This window comes from Methylobacterium sp. CB376 (assembly GCF_029714205.1).
Classification (GTDB): domain Bacteria; phylum Pseudomonadota; class Alphaproteobacteria; order Rhizobiales; family Beijerinckiaceae; genus Methylobacterium.
This window is the reverse complement of record NZ_CP121648.1, coordinates 1,318,978-1,341,599: the sequence shown is the minus strand read 5'-3', so window position 1 is coordinate 1,341,599 and position 22,622 is coordinate 1,318,978. Positions and strand designations below refer to the sequence as shown.

Below are 22,622 nucleotides of genomic sequence, written 5' to 3'. Positions count from 1 at the left end.
CGGCCGCCTGGATGTGATGATGCGCAGGCGCTTCGGTACGAGGGCGACCGGCTGATGGCGGCGACCTATCCCTCCGGGCTGCCGTCGCCGTGGCGGGGGAGCCGGGGGTGCTCAGCAACCGCCTCGCGGCTGGCTTCCTGGTGGGAGAGGTGATCACGAGCTGCCCTCTAGCTCGCCATCGTCTCGACCGCCGCCCGCGCCCGGAGCTGATCCATGACCGGCGCCAGCAGCGGCGGCACCTCCAGGCTGTACTCCTCCAGCAGCAGCCCTGCCGCGACCAGGGCGCTCATGTGCTCGCCCGGCACCGCCACTCCGACCATGTGATCCTTGTAGATGCGATCGGCCAGGAGGTGGGCCAGGCGCGAGACCTCGGCGAGGCGTGGCGGCTGATCCACGACGCTACTCATGGGTCACCGAGATAGAGCATCAGCCGCTTCACGGAGGACACCCGTTGGCACGCTCGAACGCCTGGATTTCAGCAATGGCGGCCCGCTGGCGTACCGACAGCGGCACGTCCGCCTGACTGTCGTACCGGCATCCGGCGTTGCCGAACGTCCTGATCGCTCTCGGCGACTTGAAGCAGTAGCCGCCCTGTTTGAACAGGATGTTGCGCTGGTACCAAGCCTCTTCGCAGGATTGCGCGAAGGCTGGGCCGGAGTGCGCGACCGGGAACAACACGGCTGCTGCGGCCGCAGCGAAAAGACAGCGGCACGTCATTTCGGGTGGTCCTTTGCCTTCATGCCCATCATTCCTCACGCGTGGCCGCTCTGATCCGAGAAAATGCGCCGGGCCTCGGCTCGCAGGACGTCAAGCTCATCCTGGAGGCCGTTGATCTGGCCCTCCAGCTCGTCGAGCGTCACGCACTCTGCGGTCAGGTAGACGACCTCTCCGCTCGGTCCTGACGTGCCAGCAACGGCAATGGACACACGAGCCGGCATCGTGGTCGTGGCAGGCTCGATGTGGAGAGTGACGGTGCCGAGCTGGCGCATGTCAGGACTCCCGATTGGTTTTGCGGAGACGCACGCCGGGGCCGCCATCGACCATCTCGCCAGCCGACAGGAACACGACGGTGGCGGCTTCAAGGACGCCTTCTCGTGAGAATGGCACGCACCCAGCGCCACAAGCGCACGAGAGTGCCCTCAAGGACGGCTTCGACCACCCAGAGGATCTGCTGCCAGCGCGAGGGTGGTACTCGCTTAGGAAGGTGAGTGGGCACCGTCGGTCGCCTCTCACTTCAGGTAGCCCTTGGCTCTGTGGTGCTTGGATGGGCGCATCAGAACTGGGGCTCCGACCTCAGCGCGATTTCGACGAGACGGCGAACAGCCTCCGGCCGCGAAGGCTTGGGATCGGGCTGGTGTCCAATCCAAGCGTCGAGGGCAGCCACAAGGTCCGGCTGAGCGCGGACAACAATTTGCTGCCCTTTGCCCGTGGGGGGCGGGCCGCGACGTTTCTTTGCTAGCACGGTTTCTTGCGACATGGCAAAACCGTGCTAGCACAAAGACGGCCCGACCGGAAGGTGGACACTCCCGGCCAGGCCTGACCACAACCGTCTCCTGGGGATCAGTCATGGCCATCTGGACACCTACCACGCCGGCCCGCGCCGGCGAACGCTCCCGCTCACCCTCCACACAGGTTGGACCGGTCACAGCTGCCATCCGGGCCATGCGCACCGGGGAGCCGGCCCGCGGCCCGATTGTGGTCTTGCGCAAGGCCCTGCAGAGGCGGTTCGCTCCTAAGGATCCCGAGGCGGCGCAATCGTTCGCCGCCCTGTGCACTGAAGAGAGCCTGTGATGAGCACGCTGCAGACTGATCCGATCTTCGTGGCCATCGAGAGCCACCGGCAGGCCTACGCGCAGCACAGTGAGGCCGTCGACGCATACGCCAAGGTCGATCCAGGCCACTCGAGCGAGCGCCGCCTGCAGGCGCTCATTGGCGAGTTCCAGGCGCGGCATGATGTTCTGCTCCGCGCCTTGCTGCCGACGAGGCCGACCTCGACGGCCGGGCTCACCGCCCTCGCGACGTACCTGCCCGACATCGTTCGCCAGGTCGAGGATGGCGCGGCAGACAAGCCGCTGACCGAAGCGGCACTTGAGGCCGTCTGCGCGGCCATTCAGGCCCTCGTGGAGCCCGAGCCGCGGCCCGCGTCCGGCCTGCAGACCTGACCATCCATGAGCTCGTGCGCCTACAGCGCGGGCTCGAGCACAGCGCCGATGCGTGCGCCGCCCAGAGCTTCCACCCGAGGCTGGGCCCGATCGCGGCCGGGATCCTCGATGATGAAGCGCAGCGGCTCGATGACCTGCGCGACATCGTCCTGAAGGCGATCCGTGAGAGCACGCCGTAGACGGATGAGGAGGCGAGGCTTCGAGCCATCGAGCTGGTACGCCACAACGCGGAATGCGGGGACTGGGAGAAGGTGTCGACCATCGCCGTTCAGGCGGCGGCCGATGCTGCTCACGTCCGGTCGGAGTCTTGAGCGGCAGCGATCGAAACGCCGGGGTCAACGCGCCTCCGCAGCGGTATCCCACTTAGCTCACCTTGGCTCGTGCTGGTCCCGCCGCCGCGTCAATGCGGCGGCTCTCGTCTGTCCCCAGCGAACCAGCACCAAAACGGCTCCGATGCCTGCGCAATATCATTGACGCGACCGCATCAATCGTTCAGCATGCTCATCGATAGGATCGCAATCTGCCATGCTCGATGTGCCTCAGTTCCTCTTGGCGGACGCTGCCGCGGTTACCGGCATGGAGTTCAACACGCTCCGCAGCCAGATCTCGCGGGGCGCGGTACCGCTGACCGGCAACGATCAGCCCGCGGAAGGGCGTGGCGGGCGTTACCTGGTGACGCTTCGCACCGTCTATCTCATCGCACTTATCGCAGAGCTGACCAGCTACGGGATGTCTCCGGGCCAAGCGTCGCTGGCCGCCCAGAAATTCACACACTTGGTGATTTTTTACGAAGATCCCGCCAAATCGAGAAAAGCTGGTGAATTATTTCCGGAAGGTTTGACCATACTATTAATTTTTAGTCCACCACCAAGCGTTAAGAACTCGGATCCTAGTAGCACGCTTGGACATGGTGCGTCGACTATTTTGGTCAACATTACCGACGACCGGGATTACATCGATCTCTGCAAGTCGCTACTCAACAAGCGCTCGTCGGCGATATTCGTGAACTGCAACGACATCGTCAGTCGTGTTAACGCAAAAGTGGAAGCTCTACGCTCCCGCCGGCATAAAGAGGCGTAAGATGTCGCGTCGGCCGACCATTACTCAGACCCAGGTCAAGCGCATCCTGAAGGGCGCCACGGAGGCAGGCCTCAAGGTCGGCCGCCTCGAGGTCGATCCCGTGACCGGTCGCCTCAGCCTTACGATAGGGGAGGGGAGCACCTCTACCGACATGACGTTGCGCGAGAAATGGAAGGCCGGCCGTGGTTCGCGCTAACTATCCGGGCACGTTCCCGACCTACAAGACCCTCAAGGACGGCACGCGCCGGACCTACTGGTACCACCGCGCGACCGGCATGCGGCTCGACGGTGAGCCGGGCTCCCGTGAGTTCCTGCTGAGCGTCGCCGAGGCGGAGAAGACGCTAAAGGCGCGACACACGGGCGACAACTTCGACGGCCTCATCCGCGAGTACACGGCCTCCCTAGAATTCACCGACAAGCTCTCCGCCTCCACGCAGCGTGAATATCGGCGCATGCTGGCGAAGGCCGAGAGCGAGTTCGGCGACATGCCGCGCGAGGTCCTGAACGACCCGGCCGTGCGCGGTGACTTTCTGGATTGGCGTGCGAAGGTCGCCCGTGCCTCGGGCGAGCGCGAGGCGGACAACCGCCTCTCCGTCATCTCGGCCATGCTGACCTGGGCACGGGAGAACGGCCGGATCCACGCCAACCACATCCAGGGCTTCAAGCGCCTCTACCACGTCGACCGGTCAGAGATCATCTGGCTACCTGAGCACATCCACGCCTTCATGCGCGTGGCACCGATCGAGTTGCAGCGCGCGCTCATCATGGCGCTTCACACCGGCCAGCGGCAGGGCGACCTGCTGGTGCTGCCCTGGTCCGCATACGACGGCACCGCCATTACGCTCAGGCAGGGCAAGAGCGCCCGCGGCAGGCGCGTGGCGCCCCTCGTCGCCATCCCGTGCACTCAGGCCCTCCGGCTCATGCTGGACGGCATGCAGCGTGTTTCACCGCTGATCCTGACCACCAAGACGGGGAGGGCGCTGCAGAAGCGGTACTTCGCCCGGCTGTGGGAGGAGGCGACGATCGAGGCCGGCCTCGACCGGATCACACTCCCGGGCCTCGCCGAGCCGGTGAGCCTGCACTTCCACGATCTGCGCGGGACAGCGGTGACGATGCTGTCCGAGGCCGGCTGCCAGCCACAGCAGATCGCGACCATCACCGGTCACTCGCTCAAGACCGTGACCGTGATCCTCGACCGCTATCTCGCCCGCACGCGGGCGCTGGCGGACCAAGCGATCTTCAACTGGGAGAACTCGCCACGAACAGAATTTGCAAACCGACTGCAAACCAGCCCTCCGGAGCCGAAAGCCCCGAAAGGAAAAAACCATGCGTAGCAAGAAGTTAGATGGCGCGCCCGAAAGGATTCGAACCTCTGACCCCCAGATTCGTAGTCTGGTGCTCTATCCAGCTGAGCTACGGGCGCCTGGCCGGGAGGCAGCGGCCTCCGTCGGTGGGGGGTGATCTAGAGGGTCCGGATCGGCTTGGCAACCCCTAAATCGCCGGCAAGGGACCGGCGCCGTGGGGCGCCGGCCGGGAGCCGCTCAGAAGCCGGCCTGGGTGACGAAGCGGGTGTTGAGGTAGCCCTCGATCGCCTCCGAGCCGCCCTCGCTGCCGTAGCCCGAATCCTTCACGCCGCCGAAGGGCGTCTCCGGCAGCGCGATGCCGTGGTGGTTGATCGACAGCATGCCGCTCTCGATGCGGGTGGCGAGCTTCTGCGCCGTCTCGGTCGAGCCCGTATAGGCGTAGGCGGCCAGCCCGTAGGGCAGGCGGTTCGCCTCGCCGAAGGCCTCCTCGTCCTCCGAGAAGCGCTGGATCGCCGCGATCGGCCCGAACGGCTCCTCGTTCATGATCCGCGCGTCGAGCGGCACGTCCGTGAACACCGTCGGCTCGAAGAAGTGGCCGCGGTTGCCGAGGCGCTTGCCGCCCGTGCGCAGGCGCGCGCCCTTCGCCTCCGCGTCGGCCACGAAGCCCTCCATCGCCTCGATCCGCCGGCCATGGGCGAGGGGGCCCATCGTCACCCCCTCCTCCAGGCCGTTGCCCACGGTCAGGGCCCGGGCATAGCCGACGAAATCGTCCACGAAGCGGTCGAAGACCGAGTCGTGCACCAGGAAGCGCGTCGGCGCCACGCAGACCTGGCCGGCATTGCGGAACTTGTTGGCGCCGAGCACCTTCACGGCCTTGTCGACATCCGCGTCGCGGAAGACGATCGCCGGCGCGTGGCCGCCGAGCTCCATCGTCGCCCGCTTCATGTGCTGGCCGGCCAGGGCCGCCAGCTGCTTGCCCACCGCCGTCGAGCCCGTGAACGACATCTTCCGGATCACCGGATGCGGGATCAGGTAGGACGAGATCGTCGCCGGGTCGCCGAAGACCAGGCCCAGCACGTCCCCCGGCACGCCCGCGTCGAGGAGCGCCCGGATCAGCTCGGCGCAGCTCGCCGGCGTGTCCTCCGGCCCCTTCAGGATCACCGAGCAGCCGGTGCAGAGGGAGGCCGCGACCTTGCGCACCGCCTGGTTGATCGGGAAGTTCCAGGGCGTGAAGGCCGCCACCGGCCCCACCGGCTCGCGCAGCACGATCTGCATCACGCCCTCGGCCCGGGGCGGGATCACGCGGCCGTAGGCCCGCCGGCCCTCCTCCGCGAACCAGTCCATCGTGTCGGCGCCCGCCATCACCTCGACGCGGGATTCCGCCAGCGGCTTGCCCTGCTCCTGGGTCATGATCCGGGCGATGGCGTCGGCGCGGCTCCGCAGCAGGTCGGCGGCCTTGCGCAGCACCTTGCTGCGCTCGAAGGCCGAGACCTTGCGCCACGCCGAGAACCCCCGCTCGGCAGCGGCGAGCGCGGCGTCGAGATCCTCCCGCGTCGCCACCGCGAGCTGGCCCAGCGTCTCGCCGGTCGCCGGATTCAGGATCGGAAGCGTCTGGCCGGCGCCGCCGCGGCGCCACTCACCGGCGATATGCAGTTGAACATCGGGAAACATCGGGCGGCCACTCCTCAACACCGCGGGGGCAACGGCCCGGATCTAGCGCGTCGGGCCCCGAAAGGCACGCCGCGCCGCACCCGCGGCCACCGCGCCGGGCCGGTCCGCCCCCGCCGCCGTGCCGCAAGGGGAGAGTTGTTGTCAGGGGTGACTGCGCGCAGAAAGTGCAGATCCCGGCGCGTGCCGCCGCTTTACTCTTGGTTAAGCATGCGGATCGTAAGGATCTCTTTACGCTGAGTTGGCGCAGGAGAGGGCGATGCGGGGGAGGGCGAAGGCTTGGCGCGCCGTCCTCGAGATGGCGCTCGCCCTCGGGAGCGGCGGGACTCCGCCGGCGGGCGCCTCCGACTACGGCCTGCGCGGCGCGATCGAGAGCGGCCCGCCCGCCGGCCCGGCCCCGGCGCTGGTGCGGCGGGGCACCGACGTCTTCGTGCGCGGCGCGAGGGAGGCGGCCGCGCCGCTCCCGGAGGGCAACGTCACGCTCAACCTCGTCAACGCCCCGGTGGCGGTGGCGGCGCGGGCGGTGCTCGTGGACGCGCTCGGCTGGAGCTACAGCCTCGACGAGCGCGTCGCCGGCACCGTCACCCTGCAGACGGCGGGGCCGGTCAGCCGCGCGGCCCTGCTCGGCCTGTTCGAGAGCGCGCTCGCGGCGCGCGGCGTCACCCTGCGCCGCCGGGGCAGCCACGTGCAGATCCTCCCCGCGGGCGCCCCGCCGCCGCCCTCCGGGGTGCGCGGCACGCCCGATGCCGCGGGCGAGCCCGGGGCGCAGGTCATCCCCCTGCGCTGGATCTCGGCGGGCGAGATGCAATCCATCCTCGCGGCGGTGGCGCCGCGCGACCTCGTCCTGCGGGCCGACCGCACCCGCAACCTGCTCATCGTCTCCGGCGACCGCGCCCAGATCCAGGCCCTGCGCGAGACGATCGCGGTCTTCGACGTCGACTGGATGCGCGGCCTCTCGGTGGCGATGGTGCCGGTGCGGCGGGCGAATCCCTCGGCGATCGCCCGCGACCTGGCGGAGGTGTTCGGCGGCGAGGCCTCGGGGGCGGGCGCGATGATCCGCTTCCTGCCCAACGAGGCGCTCGGGGCGATCCTGGTGGTGAGCTCGCGCGCCCTCTACCTCGACCGGGCGCGGGAATGGATCGCCCGGCTCGAAGTCGTGGCGGCCGATCGCGAGCGGCAGCTCTTCGTCTACCGCATCCAGAACCGCTCGGCGAAGGAGCTCGCCGCCGTGCTCCAGGGGGTCGTCTCCTCCGACCCGACCATGGCGAGCGCGCCGGGCGCCGCCGCCTACGGTTCCGCGGGCGGCGGGGCGGGCCTGAGCGGCGGCTTCGCCGATGCGGGCGGCTTCGGCGGCTTCGGCGGCGGGGCGGCCGGGACGGGTCCGGCGGGCGCGGGAGGGTTCGGCGGCCCGCCGGGCGGCGCCGGCGCTCCCGCGGGCGGGGGCCGGGGGCAGGCCCGTCCGGCGCCTTCGGCGGCGGATCGCCCGGCGCCTTCGGGGGCCGGCCGCTGCCCTCGGCCCGGGCGGGGCCGGGTCCGGCGTCTCCGGCGCCGGCGGGTTCGGCGGCGGGGCCATGGAGGCGGGCTTCTCGGGCAGCGCCCTCTCCGGCATGGGCGAGGCCGGGGGCTCGGGCGCGGTCTACGGCAGCGGCGCGCGGCGGGGCGGGATCGGCATCGTCGCCGACGAGACCAACAACAGCCTCGTGATCTCGGCGACCCGGACCCAGTACGAGAAGATCCTCCGGATCCTCGGCCGCCTCGACGCGCGCCCGACCCAGGTGCTGCTGGAGACGGTGATCGCCGAGGTGACGCTGAACGACAAGCTCGAATTCGGGGTGCAGTGGTTCCTGAAGAACGGGGGCTCGCGCTTCAACCTCGCCCAGTCCGACACGGCGGCGTCGGTCGCGAGCGGGACGAGCGGCGCCGGCGCCCTGGTCAGCGCGGCGATGCGCGGCGTGCCGGGCTTCAACTACCTGCTCAACGACGCGGATTTCCACGTCGTGCTCAACGCCCTGCGGGGCGTGACCCGGGTCAACGTGCTCTCCTCGCCCAACATCACGGTGCTCGACAACCGCACCGCGCGCCTCCAGATCGGCGACCAGGTGCCGATCGTGAAGCAGAGCGGCCAGAGCGCGCTCGCCGGCAACGCGCCGATCCTCAACCAGATCGAGCTCAAGGACACCGGCGTGATCCTCTCGGTCACGCCGCGGGTGAACAAGAACGGGCTCGTCGTCCTCGACATCAACCAGGAGGTCAGCGACGTCGTGCCGACCACGACGTCGAACATCAACTCGCCCACCATCCGCCAGCGGCGGGTCGCGACCTCGGTGGCGGTGTCGGACGGGCACAGCCTGGCGATCGGCGGCATGGTCCAGGAGAAGGCGCAGATCGGCACCGAGGCCCTGCCGGTGCTCGGCGACCTCCCGGTGATCGGCCCCGCCTTCCGCAACAAGTCGGATCTGCGCGTGCGCACGGAACTGATCGTGTTCCTGCGCCCGAAGGTGATCCGCGGCACGGCCGACGCCGACCGCATCGCCAGCGACTTCCGCGACCAGGTCCGGACGATGATGCCGGTGCGCCCGGTCAGCGCGCCGCCGCCTCTGGAAGAGGTGCCAGCCGGAGTGCAGGGGCTGCGCCAGCGGATCCTGGACTGACCCAGGGCTGCCCGCCCGGAGGCGCCGCGCCCGGCGCGGGGGGCGCGGGTGGCGCGGCGGCGGGGGGAGCACGACCGGCGGCCCGAGCAGGTCCAGGGCGGCGCGGCGCTCCGCCCGGTCCGCCACCTCGACGCGACCGGGCGCGATGGCGGTGATCCGCCACGCCTCCGGCCCCTCGCCGGGGGCGCGCCATTCCGGCGGCCCGCTCCCGTCGTCGATCAGCGCGCGGCGCCGGGGTCCGTCGACCAGCACGCCGAGGAGCGACAGGGTCGTGCCCGGGTTGGGCATCCCGAACGCGTCCTCCCAGCTGCCCAGCGCGGTCCAGGCCCGGCGCCCGGGGTCGAAGAGCGGCTGCCGCAGCGCCCCGCCGCGGCCGCCGGGGCCGGGGCCGGGGCCCGCGGCCGGACCGGGCGCGGGCGCGGGCGGGGGCGCGGCATCGACCGGCCACAGCCCGGCAGCCAGGGCGACGGCCGCCGCGAGGGCCAGGACGGCGCGCGGGACGGCGCCGCTCTCGGCCGCCAGCCGGCGCAGGGCGGCGAGGCGCGGGCTCATCGGGCGCCCCCTGGGGGGGCGGTGCGCCCCCTGAGGGGGCATCGCTCCCCCTGGGGGGGCGGGGCGGCCCCTTGGCGGGGCGGTGCGGCCCCTTGGCGGGGCGGCACGACGACGCCGCGCGCCGCGAGCGCGAGCTGGAGCAGCGTCGGCCGCTCCGCCTCGGGCTCGGCGGCCTGGACGATCGTGAGGTCGGCGCGGTCGAGCACGACGAGGGGCTCCTCCGTCTCCAGGGCGAGCAGCAGGCCGCGCAGGCCCTCCGTGGTGCCGCGCAGCACCGCGGCGAGGCGCGGGGCCTCGAGCCGCCCGGGATCGGGCTCGACGTGCACGGCATCCACGAGGACGGCGCGGCCGGCCGCCAGGGCGTCGAGCCGCGCCCGGAAGGCGGCGAGGAGGGCCGGCGCGTCGGCCGCGAAGAGGGGGACCAGGCCGGTCGGGCGCGCGGCCGCCTCGCTCACCCGGCCGAGGAGCGCGCGGGCGCGGTCGATCTCGCGGGCGCCCTCGATCAGGGGAGCGAGCGCCGCGGCGGCGAGGGCGGCGGCCGCCGCGAGGGCGAGGAGGGCCGGCAGCGCCGCGCGGGACGGGCGGGGAGGGCGGGCAGGCGCCTCACCGCGGCGGCTCCGCGGGCCGGGGCGGCGGCGCGCCGCGCGGCGGCACCGTGCCGCGCAGCGGCACCGCGAGGACGGCGCGGCCCGCCCCGTCCTCCGCCAGGAGGCGGGCCGGCCCGAAGGCGGGGACGCGGGCGAGGGCCCGGAGGGCGGGCGCGGCGTCGGGCGCGCGCAGGCCGAGGGTGAGCCCGCCCGCGTCGAGGTGCAGGGTCTCGGCCGAGACGGAGCCGGGCAGCGCCTCCGCGAGGGCGTCCCAGATCGCGGCCAGGGGCGGGCGGGCGGCGCGCTGCGCCAGCAATTCGGCCGCGACGGCCGGGACCGGCGCGGGCGGGCGCGCGGGGGCGGCGCGGCGGGCCGCCAGCGTCGCGGCGTCGAGGGCGGCGAGGGTCGCGGCCTGGTGCCCGCGCCAGAGCCCGTGGGCCGCGATCAGGAGCCCGGCCGCGAGCGCGAGCGCCAGGGCGTCGCCGGCCCGCAGCCCGGCGAGGCGCCGCGGCAGGGCCCGGCGCCCGCCGCTGAGGAGGTCGACCGGCAGGGTGCGGTCCTCCTCCAGGCCGACCACCACCGGCCCCGCCGCCAGGCCCGCGGCCGCGAGGGCGCCGAGGAGCGGATCGAGGCGGCTGCGCTTGACGACGCAGTGGCGGATTCTGAGCCGGCCGGCCTCCTCGCCGATCACGAACCAGTCCCCGTAGATCGCGGCGGCCCGGAAGGGCGTCGCGGCCTCGAGTTCGCGGTCGAGCACCTCGCGCATGCGCGGCAGCGCGCCGGCGGGCAGGGAGAGGGTGCGCAGGAAGCAGAGGTCGGGCGGCACCAGGACCTTGACGCGCACGGCGGCGCGGCCGGCGCCGCGGATCGCTGCCAGGCGCTCGGCGAGGTCGCCGAGATCCGGCGCGAGGCGGTAGCTGCGCGGCTCCGCTCCCCTGCGGTCGAGGAGGACGAGGTCCCCGCCGGGTTCCAGGCGCAGGACGAGGTCCGACTCGGCGCGGTCGCGGCGCTCCTCCTCGCCGAACAGGGAGGCGGCCTCGGCGAGCCACCACCCGGCGCGGGGCAGCCAGCGCGGCCAGAGGGGCGAGGCCGCGAGGGCCTGGAACCCGTGCGGGGCGCGCACGCTCAGCGCCTCCCCAGGGTCAGCACCGGGACCGGGATCCGCCTCATCTCGCCTCCCCCTGCGGCCGCGCCGCGCCCTCCGCCGGTGTCAATCCTTAACTGCCCGGCCTTTAGATTTGCTTGCGGGCCGGACGGGCCGCTTCCTCTCGGGCAGGAGGCCGCATGCTGACGATCTGGACCGGCAAGACGCGGCCGCGGCGGCCCCGGCCGGACCGGCGCGGCGCCGACCGAGACGGAGCCGACCCCGCCCGCCGGCTCCTCCACGACCTCGCGGGCATGCAGGTGCTCGACGCGGCCGGCCTGGAGCGCGCGCTCGCCGCCCTCGACCTGCCGGGCCGCCGCCCGCTCCCGGTGCTGCTGACCGAACTCGGCCTCGTCCACGAGACCACACTGGTCACGGCGCTCGCCGAGGCGACCGGCCTGCCGATCCTGCGCGAGGAGGACCTGCCGGCCGAGCCGGTCCTGCCGGAGCTGATCACCGCCGAGTACTGCGCCCGGGCCCGGGTGCTGCCCCTCGCGGCGGATGCGGAGACCCTCGCGGTCGGGCTCGTCGACGCGCTCGATCCGGAGATCCCCGCCGCCCTCGCCCACCTCACCGACCGCCGGGTCGCCCCGCGCCTCGTCGGGCCGAGCGCCTTCGAGCGCCTGCACCGGGCCGTCTACGGCGATGCCGGCGAGGCGGAGGCGGGCGAGGGGCTCGACGACGACCTCGCCCGCCTGCAGGACGTGGCGAGCCAGGCGCCGATCGTGCGGCTCGCCGCCCGCCTCGTGCGCAAGGCCTTCGAGCTCCAGGCCTCCGACATCCACCTGGAGGCCGAGGAGGCGGAGGTGCGCGTCCGCTACCGGATCGACGGCGTGCTGGTCGAGGCCGAGCGCCTCGCCCGCAGCGTGCAGCTGCCGCTCACGACCCGCATCAAGATCCTGTCCGGGCTCAACATCGCCGAGCGGCGCCTGCCCCAGGACGGCCGCATGAGGGTGGCGGATCGCGGCCAGGACGTCGACATCCGCATCTCGACCCTGCCGACCGCCCACGGCGAGAGCGTGGTGATGCGCGTCCTCGACGGCTCGCGCCGGGTCGACGATTTCGCCGGGCTCGGCTTCGACGCCCCGGCCATCGCGCGGATCGAGGCGATGATCCGCCGGCCGAACGGCCTCGTCCTCGTCACCGGCCCGACCGGCAGCGGCAAGACCACCACGCTCTACGGGGCGCTGCGGCGGGTCGCGAGCCCGCAGGTCAAGGTGGTCACGGTCGAGGACCCGGTCGAGTACCGGATGGCGGGCGTCAACCAGGTCCAGGTGCATCCCGGCATCGGGCTCGACTTCGCGACGGCCCTGCGGGCGATCCTGCGCCAGGATCCGGACGTGGTCATGGTCGGCGAGATCCGCGACGGCGAGACCGCCCGCGTCGCCGTGCAGGCGGCGCTCACCGGCCACCTCGTGATCTCGACGCTCCACACCAACTCGGCCCCCGCCACGGTGACGCGCCTCGTCGACATGGGGGTCGAGCCCTTCCTGATCGCCGCGACCCTCAACGGGGTGGTGGCGCAGCGCCTCGTGCGGCGGGTCTGCGCCGCCTGCGCCGAGGCGGCGCCCGCGACCGCGCAGGAGCGGCTGCGCCTCGGCGTGCCGGCGGGGGCGCCGCTCACCCTGCGCCGCGCCGGCGGCTGCCCGGCCTGCAACGGCACCGGCTATCGCGGGCGCATGGTGGTGTCGGAGATCATGACGCTCGACGCCACCCTGCGCGGGCTCGTCGCCGACCGGGCCGACGAGCAGAGCCTGACCCGGGCCGCCGAGGCGGCGGGCCTCACCAGCCTGGCCCAGAGCGCCCGCGCCCGCGTCCTGTCCGGGGACACGACCCTGGAGGAGGTCGGGCGCGTCTTCGAGGGGCTGGTCTGATGATGGTCTTCCACTACCGCGCCTTCGCGCCCGACGGGCGCCAGCGGAGCGGCCGGGTCGAGGCGGAGGGGAGGCCCGGGCGCTGGCGCAGCTCCGGGCGGAGGGGCTGCAGGTCTTCGAGATCGGGCCGGCCGGCCCGGGCGAGAAGCCCTTCTGGGCGCGCGACCTGTTCGGGCGCGACCGGGTCTCGGACGCGGCCCGCATCGCCTTCCTGAAGGAGTTCGGCACCCTGCTCGGCGCCGGGCTCACGGTGGACCGGGCGCTGCGCCTCGTGGAGCGCCAGAGCCCCGGCGCGCTCCGGCCGGTGCTGGCGGACGTGCTCCAGCGCGTGCTCGCGGGCGCCTCCCTGTCGCGGGCGATGGCGGCCCACCCGCAGGCCTTCCCGCGCGAGATGGTGGACGGGCTGCGGGCGGGCGAGGCGACCGGCACGCTCGGCGAGGTGGTGGCGACCCTGACCGCCTCCCTGGAGCGGCGCGACGCGGTGCGCCGGCACCTCGCCTCGGCGATGATCTACCCGGCGCTGCTGATCCTGATGGGGCTCGGCACGCTCGGCATGGTGATCGGGGTGCTGGTGCCGGCGCTGCTGCCGCTCTTCGAGGGCAGCGGCCGGCCGCCGCCCCTCGCGATCCGCGCGGCGGCGGGGCTCGGCGCGTTCCTGGCCGCGTGGTGGGTGGCGCTCCTCGCCGGCGCCGGCGCGGCCTGCCTCGCGCTGGCGGCAATCTGGTCGGACCGGGGCTTCGCGCGGGTGCGCAGCCGGCTCGCCCTGCGGCTCCCGGTGATCGGCGGGATCATGATCGGCATCGAGCTCGGGCGGATCTGCCGGGTGCTGGGCACGCTCGTGACCGCGCAGGTGCCGATCCCCGACGCCGTGGCGGCCGCCCGCCCGCTGCCGCGCAACGCGGTCGTCCGGGCGGCCCTCGACCACGCGGCGCGCTGCCTGACCGAGGGCGGCGGGCTCGCCGCGGGCCTCGCGGCCCTGCGCGACTACGCGCCCTCGACCCTGACCCTGATCGCCAGCGGCGAGCAGGTGAACCGGCTCGGCCCGGTCCTGCTCCACGCCGCCGCGATGCACGAGGCGCAGGTGCGCGAGCGCATCGACCGGCTGCTCGCCCTGTTCACGCCGCTCGTGACGGTGGCGATCGGCGGCCTCATCGGCGGGCTCATCGTCTCGGTGATGAACGCGATCCTGAGCGTCGGGCAGCTGGTGCAGTAGGGGAGGGCGGGTCGGGGCGGTGCGCCCGTCCGGCCGGCGGGGCGGCCGGTTGCGATGGCCGCTCCGCCGCGGCACCTCTGCCGACGCCAGCGGCCGCCGGCGTCGCAAGGGGCGCGAGAGATTTTTGCCGCCCTCACAGCTGATGCTTGACCGTTAGCTTGAATCGGCCGCCATTCGCCCGAAGATTGGCGTTCAAGAGGTTTTCCACGTCGCGCAACCGGCCTGCGTGCTCGCGCACGCCGATGCAGCCATTGGTCTGCGGCGCGCCGCCGTCCGGATGAATTCGGAACAGACTGCGGCCATAGACCGGTGTCCCAGCGGTTGGATCGAGATCGAATGAGAATCCGACGCCTTCCAGAACCATTCCGGCCGTCGTGCGATTGGGGCGATGGTTGCTGACGCGGTAGATGCCGGGGGCGTGGGACCGTAGGTGGCGCGGGAGCCGCGGGCTCCGCCGCCCGAATTGGCCGTGAACGTGACCACCTGGCCCCGGTCGGGATCGAGCACGGCGAGCGTGCCGCTCACGACGGGAAAGCCTCGGGCGCTCGTGAACGTACCCGTTCCGGTGAAGGCCGCCAGAACACCGTCCTCTCCGAGATCCGGCGCCTCGAACGCGCGCGGGCCGAGCGGCGCCGACAACACGCCCGGCGGCGACGCCTCTCCCGTATCGGCAAATTCCTGGAACAGAAACCTGATGCGGCTGCGCGCCTCCGGGGGCAGCGTCGCGACGATGCTGTTCAGGTGATCGTCCGAGCGCCGCCAGAGGTCGAAGGTGACGTCGGCGACGCCCTCCGTGACGAAGTGCGCCGTGAGCGACTGGATCTGGAGCCAGCGCATGAGCGTCGCATCGTCGGCGGCATCCCGTGCGCGCAGTGCAAATTCCTCGATCTGGGATGCGAGCACCGTATCGTAGAATTCACGCTGGTCGTCCTCGGCGAGAGCCTGCAAGGTGCGCACGTCGTCCGCAAACGAGTCGAGTTCGCCCTCGCTGATCGAAGGAGCCGCGGCCGCGGGAGGAGCCGCTGCGGCGAGAGGAGCCGCAGCAGCGGGGCGAATGGCTGCCGGAAACACGTCCTTTCCCTTCAGGAACTGCCATATCTCGTCCGGCGCCTCGTCAGCGCACCAGAAACCGTAGGCCTTGAACCCCTGCTCGGTCACGAGATCGACGAACGCCGCCGCCCTCTCCAGGCAAGCAGCCGTGCTCTCATGCGCAACGTCGCCGCGAATCGTGATGTTACCGACCGGCTTGTAACGGTCAGCAAACGCTCGCGAGAGTTCGAGGGCCTTGTATTGCTGAATTGACCGATTCAATCTTCCGGAAACCTCCTTCGTGTAGTAAACTTGTGGGCAATTATCGCTGACTTGGCTCAAGAAGCGTGGGAACGGAAAGTTCGGAAAAATCTCGGCGCATCGTGGCTCGAGAGGGCGAGGCCTGCTCCCAGGGCGCTCAACCCGGTTTCCACTTGGCGGACATAAGCTGCCGCTTCATCCCCGCCCCCTTGAAAGAAGCGGTCGCCCTGCTCCGCATCCAGGAGAACGCCAGCCAAGGTGAAGTCCCGCGCCCAGCCGACGACGAGTTCGGCTTCCTGCTGGGCAATCTCCACGTTCGGACAGCGCGGCACGTGCCAGCCCCAGATCTGGATGCCGGCACCGGTCAATTTCTTATGAAGCTGCGAAAAGTCAGGATGCCGGAGATTGGGATCGATCCGCCTTCCATAGCCCATCCGGATCCATATGGAGGCGAGATGCGCGTCGGTGCAACGCTGCACGAATGGATCCACGCCTCCACTCGCAGCCATGACGTTCATCAGGCGCACGATGTACATCGATCGGCCTTCGAGCCTGCGCATCGGAAGTCTCCAAGTTTTAGAGGATATCAACGAGGCCTGAGTGAGACCGACTCTACAGTTCTACCGGAAATATATGGCGATTTGACTACAGACTATATCTTAGCTCGGACCGTAAGCTCTCATAGTGCAATTTTTCACACCTGTGCGAACTAGATCGCACATCGAACAATTATCTCTTTGCGGAATCAGATTTGCATGCGACGATCACTGGTTCAGTCAGTTTATTGTCTTTGATGCTGATCACGGTGTCTTTGTTAATGGTGCATGTTCGCGGGTCCGGCTCGGTCGAGGCCCAGCAGCCCACCCCAAGGAACAGGATCGATGCGATGAGCCCGGCCAAGCCCGGACCCGCCTTGACCACGACGTCGAGCGCCCCCGTGATCGCTTTGAAGAGCTCCGAAAGATCGCCGATCGTGGGAGCGTTGGCCGGCAGCGCGCCCGGTGGGCCGCCCGCCGGCGCGGCGCGCTGAACCGCCCCGTTCGCGGCTTCGCTGGCCTTCTTTGCGGCGTCGGCCGCCTTCCATTGTACATAATACGTCGTGATGGAGCCAAGGACAAAGCTGGCGAAGCTGATCCACGCAAGCCAAACCGATGTCACGACAACCAAGCGATTCATGGCCGCCCCGCATTGTGCCACCTGCCGCAAATGGCTCTCCACCTACGGCGGATCGAAGCCGTCCGAGCCCCAATTCATTCCTTCGTAAGGCCGCGCTTTTCCCTTCAGGCGCAAGCGCCACGCATCGACCGCAAGCTTTTCCGATTGTGACAGGTCCGAATGCTGGACGGCCGCCCCGGCGACCACCCCCGGCAGCGTCGCGGCTCCCGCGACATCGTCCGAAGAGCCCTCGACCTCATGGAGACGCGGCGAGAATGATTGCAGGATCGTGACTTTCGAGTTCAGCTTTTCGAAAGTCTCCGATGGATCGGGCGCCTTGATGAGAAGCAGCTCATTCATCGTTCGGCCCTCCGCGGTGCGGCCGCTACACGGCCGGCAACCCGTTGTAGCCAACGTGATATGGTGTCATGGCGCACATCGACCAAGTGTTTGCCTTCATCAAACAGGGCTCGCCGCCGCTCGGAGCACAGCTTTCACAATTGATGTTGGGGCGCCCGAAGACGCCCCAGGAGCCGCCGCACTCGCACCGCGCCAACGCATACTCATCCGGCGCACCAAAGATGTGGCAGGACTCGCGCGCAAAAACACGGTCGATATTGTCGGCCCCCCAGCTGTCGTTGTAGTAGTTGAGAACAAGGTACGCGCTCTCAGGATGCGCATAGGCAAAATGAAAAGTCGTATACTTTACAAAGAACGCGCAGTAATAATAATCCGCCGCCACGCTCTGGCGCATGCTTTGCAAAAATTGTGCGATACCGGCCGTCCCCGCGTCGTGACCAAGCTGGGAGAGCGCCTCATCCCGCCAAAACTGCTCCTGGCTCTCATAGCTGCCACCTTGCGGATTGTCGGCGGCGGTCACGTCAACCTGATTGATGATCGGTACGAACGTGACGTCCTTCGCAGGACTTTGCGAGCTTAGCCAAGCATGGGCGTTCTGGACTTCGGCGACGATCTTGGTCCGTTCGGCTTGCGTGAACGCGAGCGCTCCGGGGCCGGAGACGATGACGAGACCGGCCGCCACGCGGCCGATCAGCCTGTAAGCCGCCGGGGCTCCGGGCGGCGGATCGAACGAACGTTCGAGGTCGCCCTTGTCGAGCGGCGCGCGCGGGCCATCCCCGCCCCAGGTCAGCGCGTTCGCGGGCCGGTTCGCCTTGGCCTTCCTGTAGGATTGCTCGCTCCGAAGGCGAAACGCATCGAGCCCCAGCCTCTCAGTTTCATACAAATTCTCCTCGTTGATCGGCGACGTCACGCCGACATCTCCCAACGTAATCGCAATACGTCCATATTGTTGGAGCACCGGCAAGGCGCGCCCTTGCGGAGAAAGATGTGGTTGCGCGTCGGGTCCTCGCACCGCGTGAAATACTACCGACTCTTGAAAATCCATATCGCCAGCCACCACGCCCTCCGTCATCGAGGATTTGAGAAAAGCGGCATCATTACTGGCCATCTGTGGTTGCACAGGATGCCTGCGAAAGGCCGCCTCCGCAAGTGGTTGTTGTAGGAAATGATCACGGGTGAAGGCCATGACCTCGCCGGGCCCGGTTTGCTCGTAGGGCCGCGACGGGCAGGATTGGGGTGGGCCGACCTCCCTCGGGCGGGCGCCGGGCCGCGCGCGCCTGCCGGATGGGCGCGGCAGCGAAAGGCGGAAAACCCGAAAGGCCGAGAACCCGAGCGGCGGAGAACCCGAGAGGGGGAGAACCCGAGAGGCGGAGAACCCGAGCGGCGGAGACCGGCCTCGGCAGCGCTGCGCCTGGTCAGGGCGCGTCCGGCGGGACCGGGCCGGCGGACCGGCGCGGCAGGAAGCGGTCGCGCTCCTCCCGGAAGCGCCGGGTGATGAAGTCCCGGCAGGCGGCGACCCGGCGCGCCTCGTGGCTGTCGGGATGCGACATCAGCCAGTAGGTCCGCCGGAACTGGATCCCGGGCAGGACCCGCACGAGGTCCGGGCAGCCGGCGGCCGCGAAATCGTGCAGGATGCCGATGCCCGCCCCGGCCCGCACCGCTTCGAGCTGCCCGACCGCCCCGGCGCAGCGGAAGACCCGCCGCGCCCGGTCCTGCAGGAAGGCCGCGTAGTCGAGGGCCGAGGCGTAGGCGTAGTCGTCGAGGCCGATCACCGCCGGGTGGGCGGCCAGGTCCGCCTCGCCGGCCGGCGCGCCCGCCTGGTCGAGGTAGTCGCGCGCCGCGTAGAGGCCGAGGCTGTAATCGGAGAGCTTCGACAGGATCAGCCGCCCGTGGCTGGGCCGGTCGAGGCCGATGGCGAGGTCCGCCTCCCGCCGCGACAGCGAGAAGGAGCGCGGCAGCGGCACGAGCTCGATGATCAGCCCCGCGTGGCGGCGGGCGAGCCGGCCGAGTTCCCGGGCGAGGAAGAGGTTGCCGAGCCCGTCCGGCGCCCCGATCCGCACCGTGCCGGTCGGCTCGGCCTCCTGCGCCCGCAGCCGCGCGGTCGCGGCGAGCACCTCGGCCTCGATCCGCTCGGCCACCGGCACGAGGCCCTCGCCCGCCTCGGTCAGCACGGAGCCGTGCGGCCGGCGGTGGAACAGCGTGGCGCCGAGCGCCGCCTCCAGCCCCTCGATCCGGCGCGCCACCGTGGCGTGGTTGAGGCCGAGCCGGCGGCCGGCCTCCAGCATCTGGCCGGAGCGGGCGACCGCCAGGAAGACCTGCAGGTGGTCCCAGTTCATCGGCGCTCCCGGCTCACGGGCACCACCCGTCCGGGCGCGACCCGCACGGGCGTGCCCCCCAGGGGCGCGAAACTCCGCACAACGGTTGGGCGGGATCTGCCATTGAGCCGCGATTTTTGTCGGCCCAGAACAGCCCGTCAACAGGCGGCCCGGAGCGGGCCGGACAGGAAGGCACCCCCGCCATGATCTCCCCGATCGACCACTTCGTGAACGGCGCCCGCGTGCCGGGCCGCTCGGGCCGGACGGCGCCCGTCTTCAACCCGGCCACCGGCGAGCAGACCGGCGCGGTGGCGCTCGCGAGCCGCGACGAGGTCGAGGCGGCGGTGGCGAGCGCCCGGGCGGCCTTCCCGGCCTGGGCGGCCACCCCGCCCCTGCGCCGCGCCCGCATCCTCAACCGGTTCCTCGGCCTCCTGGAGGCGCGCGCCGACGCGCTCGCCGCCGTGATCACCGCCGAGCACGGCAAGGTGCTCTCCGACGCCAAGGGCGAGATCCTGCGCGGCATGGAGGTGGTGGAATTCGCCACCGGCGCGCCGCAGCTCCTCAAGGGCGAGGTGACCGAGAATGTCGGCACCCGGGTCGATTCCCACTCCCTGCGCCAGCCGCTCGGCGTGGTGGCCGGCATCACGCCCTTCAACTTCCCGGCCATGGTGCCGATGTGGATGTTCCCGGTCGCCCTGGCCTGCGGGAACTGCTTCATCCTGAAGCCCTCCGAGCGCGATCCCTCCGCCGCCCTGCTGCTCGCCGAGTGGCTGCGGGAGGCGGGCCTGCCCGACGGCGTCTTCTCGGTGGTGCAGGGCGACAAGGAGGCGGTCGACGCGCTCCTGCTCAGCCCCGGCGTGAACGCGGTGAGCTTCGTCGGCTCGACCCCGATCGCCCGCCACATCTACGCGACCGCGACGAGCCAGGGGAAGCGCGCCCAGGCGCTCGGCGGCGCCAAGAACCACATGATCATCATGCCGGACGCCGACCTCGACCAGGCGGTCGACGCGCTGATGGGCGCCGCCTACGGCTCGGCGGGCGAGCGCTGCATGGCGGTCTCGGTGGCGATGCCGGTGGGCGAGAAGACCGCCGACGCGCTGATCGCGCGGCTGGTCCCGAAGGTGCGCGCGCTGAAGGTCGGCCCCGGCACCGATCCGGAGGCCGAGATGGGGCCGCTCGTCACGCGCCAGCACCTCGACAAGGTGCGCGGCTACATCGACCAGGGCGTCGCCGAGGGCGCCGAGCTCCTCGTCGACGGGCGCGGCCTGACGCTCCAGGGCTACGAGAACGGCTTCTTCGTCGGCGGCACGCTGTTCGACCGCGTCACGCCCGAGATGCGGATCTACAAGGAGGAGATCTTCGGGCCGGTGCTCGCCGTGGCCCGCGTCCCCGATTACGCCACGGCGGCGGAGCTCATCAACGCGCACGAATTCGGCAACGGCACGGCGATCTTCACCCGGGACGGCGACGCCGCGCGGGAATTCGCCCACCAGATCGAGGTCGGGATGGTCGGCATCAACGTGCCGATCCCGGTCCCGATGGCCTTCCACTCCTTCGGCGGCTGGAAGGCGTCGCTGTTCGGCGACCACCACATGCACGGGCCGGAGGGCGTCCGGTTCTACACCCGCCTCAAGACGATCACGACCCGCTGGCCGACCGGCATCCGGGCGGGGGCCGACTTCGTGATGCCCACCATGCAGTGATCCCGACGGCCCGGGATGCCGACGCACCGGGCCGTCGACCCTCTCGATTGCGCGCCCCAAGCCGGCAGCTCGGCGACGAGTCGAGAACGGACCCGCCGGTCATGTCCCATGACCGCTGGGATCAGGCGGGGCCGGGGTCGCCCGGCCCGCGGCCGGGTCAGGGGATCAGCCCCAGGCTGCGGCCCGCCTCGACGGGCCGCAGGACGCCGTGGCCGCGCTCGGCGTTCCACCCCGGGGGCCCGGTCTGGAGGGCGGTCGCGCGCAGGACCTGCGCCATCGCGGCGGCGGAGGTGGTGGCCGGCTTCGCCCGGGTGCGGAGCGCCGCGACGCAGCCGGCGGCGACCGCGCAGGCCGCCGAGGTCCCGCCGTCGGGCGTGAACCGGCTCCGGCTGAGCGAGCCGAGGAAGTGGCTGTAGGCCGTCACGTCCGGCTTCTGCGGCGTCATCCCGGCGATCGACGGACCCTTGGCGGAGTAGCCCAGCCGGTCCCCGGCGGTCGTGCAGGCGGCCAGCGTGAGCACCTCCGGATAGGCGTTGGCGCCCATGATCGCGCCCTGCACCCGCTGCAGGCACGGGGCCGCCGGGCATTCGGGCCCGCAATTCGAGCCCGCGAACACGACGTCGGTGCCGCTCTGCGTCAGGGCGCGGACGTAGAACCGGAACGGATGGTTCGGGTTGTCGACGTAGCGGCCCGGATGGCCCTGGGGGAAGTCGAGGCTCGGGTGGTAGATGCCCCAGCTGTTGCTCACCACGAGCGCCGCGAGGCCGGCCGGCGGCCCGGTGAGCAGCCAGCGGGTGATCAGGAACCAGTAGGCCTGGATCGCCGCCCCGACCGTCCCGGCCGCCGAGTGATCGCCGGCCGAGCGGGCGGCGAGGGCGGGCACGTCGAGCAGGGTGGCCTTCGGCGCCGCGATCAGCGCGTCGAAGGCGCACATCGTGCCGTGCCCGACCCGGTGCCTGCCCGGCACGGAGACGATGGTCGTGGGCGACCAGGACTGGCCGGCGTCGAGGAGCGGCGGCGTGCCGAGCCGCGCGGCGAGCCGCGCCAGGGAGATGCCGCCATCCACGATGGCGATCGCGACGCCGCTGCCGTCGAGCCCGTTCTGGGCGAGCAGGGCGGTGTCGAGCCGCGTCCGCACGTCCGCCTCGGTCCCGACCGCCCGGCTGCTGCCGCAGGTCAGGGTGGTGCCGACCTCGGCGTCGGAAGAGACCGCGCCGCCGTCGAGCGTGGCGGGGATCTCGCCGGAGCCGGGCACCGGGATGATGGCGCGCACCAGGAACCGCTCCGACCGGCGCGGGTCGAGGGACAGGGGGGAGATCTCCCGCGCCCCCGCTCCCGGGCCGATCGGGATCGCCCCGAACGCGCGGTCGAGCCTCACCCCGTCCGGAACCCGGTAGGCGTCCAGCCAGCGGTCGGGCGGCTCGCGCGCCGCCACGCTCTCGGCGGCCCGCACCAGGGCCGGATCGCTCGGCCTCTCCCAGAGAACGCGACGGAACCCGGAATGCGGGACATTGCGCGCCACGGACGCCTCCCCTCTTCGCCGCGAGAGCCTCCTGCGCCGAAG

The 22,622-nt window shown here is 71.3% G+C and carries 22 protein-coding genes, 1 tRNA gene and 1 pseudogene; 8 read left to right on the top strand and 16 right to left on the bottom strand.

The features are described 5' to 3' along the window. Nucleotides 1-167: 167 nt before the first annotated feature. Genes QA634_RS06030 through QA634_RS06020 form a run of 3 tightly spaced genes read right to left on the bottom strand, consistent with a single transcriptional unit; the run spans nucleotide 168 to nucleotide 989 of the window. On the bottom strand, nucleotides 168-395 hold the full coding sequence (locus QA634_RS06030) for a hypothetical protein (RefSeq protein ID WP_012331126.1): 228 nt from the start codon (nucleotides 393-395) through the stop codon (nucleotides 168-170). A gap of 40 nt (nucleotides 396-435) precedes the next feature. After that, nucleotides 436-717, bottom strand: a complete 282-nt coding sequence (locus QA634_RS06025; protein ID WP_012331125.1) for a YARHG domain-containing protein — start codon at nucleotides 715-717, stop codon at nucleotides 436-438. Nucleotides 718-752: 35 nt separating this feature from the next. Further along, complete coding sequence (locus QA634_RS06020; protein ID WP_012331124.1) at nucleotides 753-989, bottom strand: hypothetical protein; 237 nt, start codon at nucleotides 987-989, stop codon at nucleotides 753-755. 801 nt (nucleotides 990-1,790) lie between these two features. Here QA634_RS06020 and QA634_RS06015 point away from each other — a divergent pair. Then, a complete protein-coding gene (locus tag QA634_RS06015; RefSeq protein WP_012331123.1) occupies nucleotides 1,791-2,162 on the top strand; it encodes a hypothetical protein in 372 nt (123 codons plus the stop codon). Between the two features lie 20 nt (nucleotides 2,163-2,182). Here the strand turns inward: QA634_RS06015 and QA634_RS06010 are convergent, their stop codons facing one another. Continuing rightward, nucleotides 2,183-2,455 (bottom strand): hypothetical protein, encoded by a 273-nt coding sequence (locus tag QA634_RS06010; protein WP_150108585.1) that lies wholly within the window; start codon nucleotides 2,453-2,455, stop codon nucleotides 2,183-2,185. Between the two features lie 232 nt (nucleotides 2,456-2,687). On the opposite strand from QA634_RS06010, the gene QA634_RS06005 reads away from it, so the two are divergent. Both QA634_RS06005 and QA634_RS06000 read left to right on the top strand, forming a co-directional pair. Then, complete coding sequence (locus QA634_RS06005; protein ID WP_012331121.1) at nucleotides 2,688-3,242, top strand: hypothetical protein; 555 nt, start codon at nucleotides 2,688-2,690, stop codon at nucleotides 3,240-3,242. A gap of 182 nt (nucleotides 3,243-3,424) precedes the next feature. After that, a complete protein-coding gene (locus QA634_RS06000) occupies nucleotides 3,425-4,576 on the top strand; it encodes a tyrosine-type recombinase/integrase (protein WP_012331119.1) in 1,152 nt (383 codons plus the stop codon). A gap of 12 nt (nucleotides 4,577-4,588) precedes the next feature. Here the strand turns inward: QA634_RS06000 and QA634_RS05995 are convergent. The 3 genes from QA634_RS05995 to QA634_RS05985 all read right to left on the bottom strand — a co-directional run bounded on the left by QA634_RS05995 (nucleotide 4,589) and on the right by QA634_RS05985 (nucleotide 6,694). After that, a tRNA-Arg gene (locus QA634_RS05995) sits at nucleotides 4,589-4,665 on the bottom strand. 118 nt (nucleotides 4,666-4,783) lie between these two features. Further along, on the bottom strand, nucleotides 4,784-6,217 hold the full coding sequence (locus tag QA634_RS05990; protein ID WP_012331118.1) for an NAD-dependent succinate-semialdehyde dehydrogenase: 1,434 nt from the start codon (nucleotides 6,215-6,217) through the stop codon (nucleotides 4,784-4,786). 345 nt (nucleotides 6,218-6,562) lie between these two features. After that, entirely contained in the window at nucleotides 6,563-6,694 is a 132-nt protein-coding gene (locus QA634_RS05985; RefSeq protein ID WP_283027341.1) for a hypothetical protein, read from the bottom strand. Nucleotides 6,695-7,016: 322 nt separating this feature from the next. On the opposite strand from QA634_RS05985, the pseudogene QA634_RS35530 reads away from it, so the two are divergent. Together QA634_RS35530 and QA634_RS05975 are read left to right on the top strand one after the other, a co-directional pair. Continuing rightward, nucleotides 7,017-7,310, top strand: a pseudogene (locus QA634_RS35530) (secretin N-terminal domain-containing protein); the annotation flags it as partial. Nucleotides 7,311-7,785: 475 nt separating this feature from the next. Then, nucleotides 7,786-8,865 (top strand): type II secretion system protein GspD, encoded by a 1,080-nt coding sequence (locus QA634_RS05975; protein ID WP_283027339.1) that lies wholly within the window; start codon nucleotides 7,786-7,788, stop codon nucleotides 8,863-8,865. Nucleotides 8,866-9,413: 548 nt separating this feature from the next. Here QA634_RS05975 and QA634_RS05970 read toward each other — a convergent pair. Continuing rightward, nucleotides 9,414-9,872, bottom strand: a complete 459-nt coding sequence (locus tag QA634_RS05970; RefSeq protein ID WP_283027338.1) for a GspMb/PilO family protein — start codon at nucleotides 9,870-9,872, stop codon at nucleotides 9,414-9,416. 148 nt (nucleotides 9,873-10,020) lie between these two features. Beyond that, on the bottom strand, nucleotides 10,021-11,127 hold the full coding sequence (locus tag QA634_RS05965; protein WP_012331114.1) for a hypothetical protein: 1,107 nt from the start codon (nucleotides 11,125-11,127) through the stop codon (nucleotides 10,021-10,023). Between the two features lie 161 nt (nucleotides 11,128-11,288). Here QA634_RS05965 and QA634_RS05960 point away from each other — a divergent pair, with 161 nt between their 5' ends. Both QA634_RS05960 and QA634_RS05955 read left to right on the top strand, forming a co-directional pair. Next, nucleotides 11,289-13,022: a GspE/PulE family protein gene (locus tag QA634_RS05960; protein ID WP_283027337.1), complete on the top strand. Its 1,734-nt coding sequence runs from the start codon at nucleotides 11,289-11,291 to the stop codon at nucleotides 13,020-13,022. A 250-nt stretch (nucleotides 13,023-13,272) separates the two neighbouring features. Next, the gene (locus tag QA634_RS05955) at nucleotides 13,273-14,235 is read left to right on the top strand and encodes a type II secretion system F family protein (RefSeq protein WP_283027336.1); all 963 of its coding nucleotides are present in this window, start codon (nucleotides 13,273-13,275) and stop codon (nucleotides 14,233-14,235) included. Between the two features lie 192 nt (nucleotides 14,236-14,427). Here QA634_RS05955 and QA634_RS05950 read toward each other — a convergent pair whose 3' ends face one another. The 6 genes from QA634_RS05950 to QA634_RS05925 form a co-directional block, all read right to left on the bottom strand. Further along, nucleotides 14,428-15,606 (bottom strand): hypothetical protein, encoded by a 1,179-nt coding sequence (locus tag QA634_RS05950; protein WP_283027335.1) that lies wholly within the window; start codon nucleotides 15,604-15,606, stop codon nucleotides 14,428-14,430. After that, nucleotides 15,603-16,085 (bottom strand): hypothetical protein, encoded by a 483-nt coding sequence (locus QA634_RS05945; RefSeq protein ID WP_283027334.1) that lies wholly within the window; start codon nucleotides 16,083-16,085, stop codon nucleotides 15,603-15,605. Before QA634_RS05945 ends, QA634_RS05950 begins: the two co-directional genes overlap by 4 nt. A 169-nt stretch (nucleotides 16,086-16,254) precedes the next feature. Further along, a complete protein-coding gene (locus QA634_RS05940) occupies nucleotides 16,255-16,701 on the bottom strand; it encodes a hypothetical protein (protein ID WP_150108581.1) in 447 nt (148 codons plus the stop codon). A 42-nt stretch (nucleotides 16,702-16,743) separates the two neighbouring features. After that, nucleotides 16,744-17,040 (bottom strand): hypothetical protein, encoded by a 297-nt coding sequence (locus QA634_RS05935; protein ID WP_012331085.1) that lies wholly within the window; start codon nucleotides 17,038-17,040, stop codon nucleotides 16,744-16,746. Between the two features lie 25 nt (nucleotides 17,041-17,065). Then, complete coding sequence (locus tag QA634_RS05930; RefSeq protein WP_265576540.1) at nucleotides 17,066-18,226, bottom strand: hypothetical protein; 1,161 nt, start codon at nucleotides 18,224-18,226, stop codon at nucleotides 17,066-17,068. A 229-nt stretch (nucleotides 18,227-18,455) separates the two neighbouring features. Continuing rightward, nucleotides 18,456-19,376 carry a LysR family transcriptional regulator gene (locus tag QA634_RS05925; protein ID WP_012331083.1) on the bottom strand — a complete coding sequence of 307 codons (921 nt, stop codon included), beginning with the start codon at nucleotides 19,374-19,376 and terminating at the stop codon, nucleotides 18,456-18,458. A 182-nt stretch (nucleotides 19,377-19,558) separates the two neighbouring features. Between QA634_RS05925 and QA634_RS05920 the strand changes: the two genes are divergently transcribed. Continuing rightward, on the top strand, nucleotides 19,559-21,058 hold the full coding sequence (locus tag QA634_RS05920; RefSeq protein ID WP_012331082.1) for a CoA-acylating methylmalonate-semialdehyde dehydrogenase: 1,500 nt from the start codon (nucleotides 19,559-19,561) through the stop codon (nucleotides 21,056-21,058). Between the two features lie 157 nt (nucleotides 21,059-21,215). On the opposite strand, the gene QA634_RS05915 is transcribed toward QA634_RS05920, so the two are convergent. Then, the gene (locus QA634_RS05915) at nucleotides 21,216-22,580 is read right to left on the bottom strand and encodes a S8 family serine peptidase (RefSeq protein ID WP_012331081.1); all 1,365 of its coding nucleotides are present in this window, start codon (nucleotides 22,578-22,580) and stop codon (nucleotides 21,216-21,218) included. Nucleotides 22,581-22,622 lie beyond the last annotated feature (42 nt).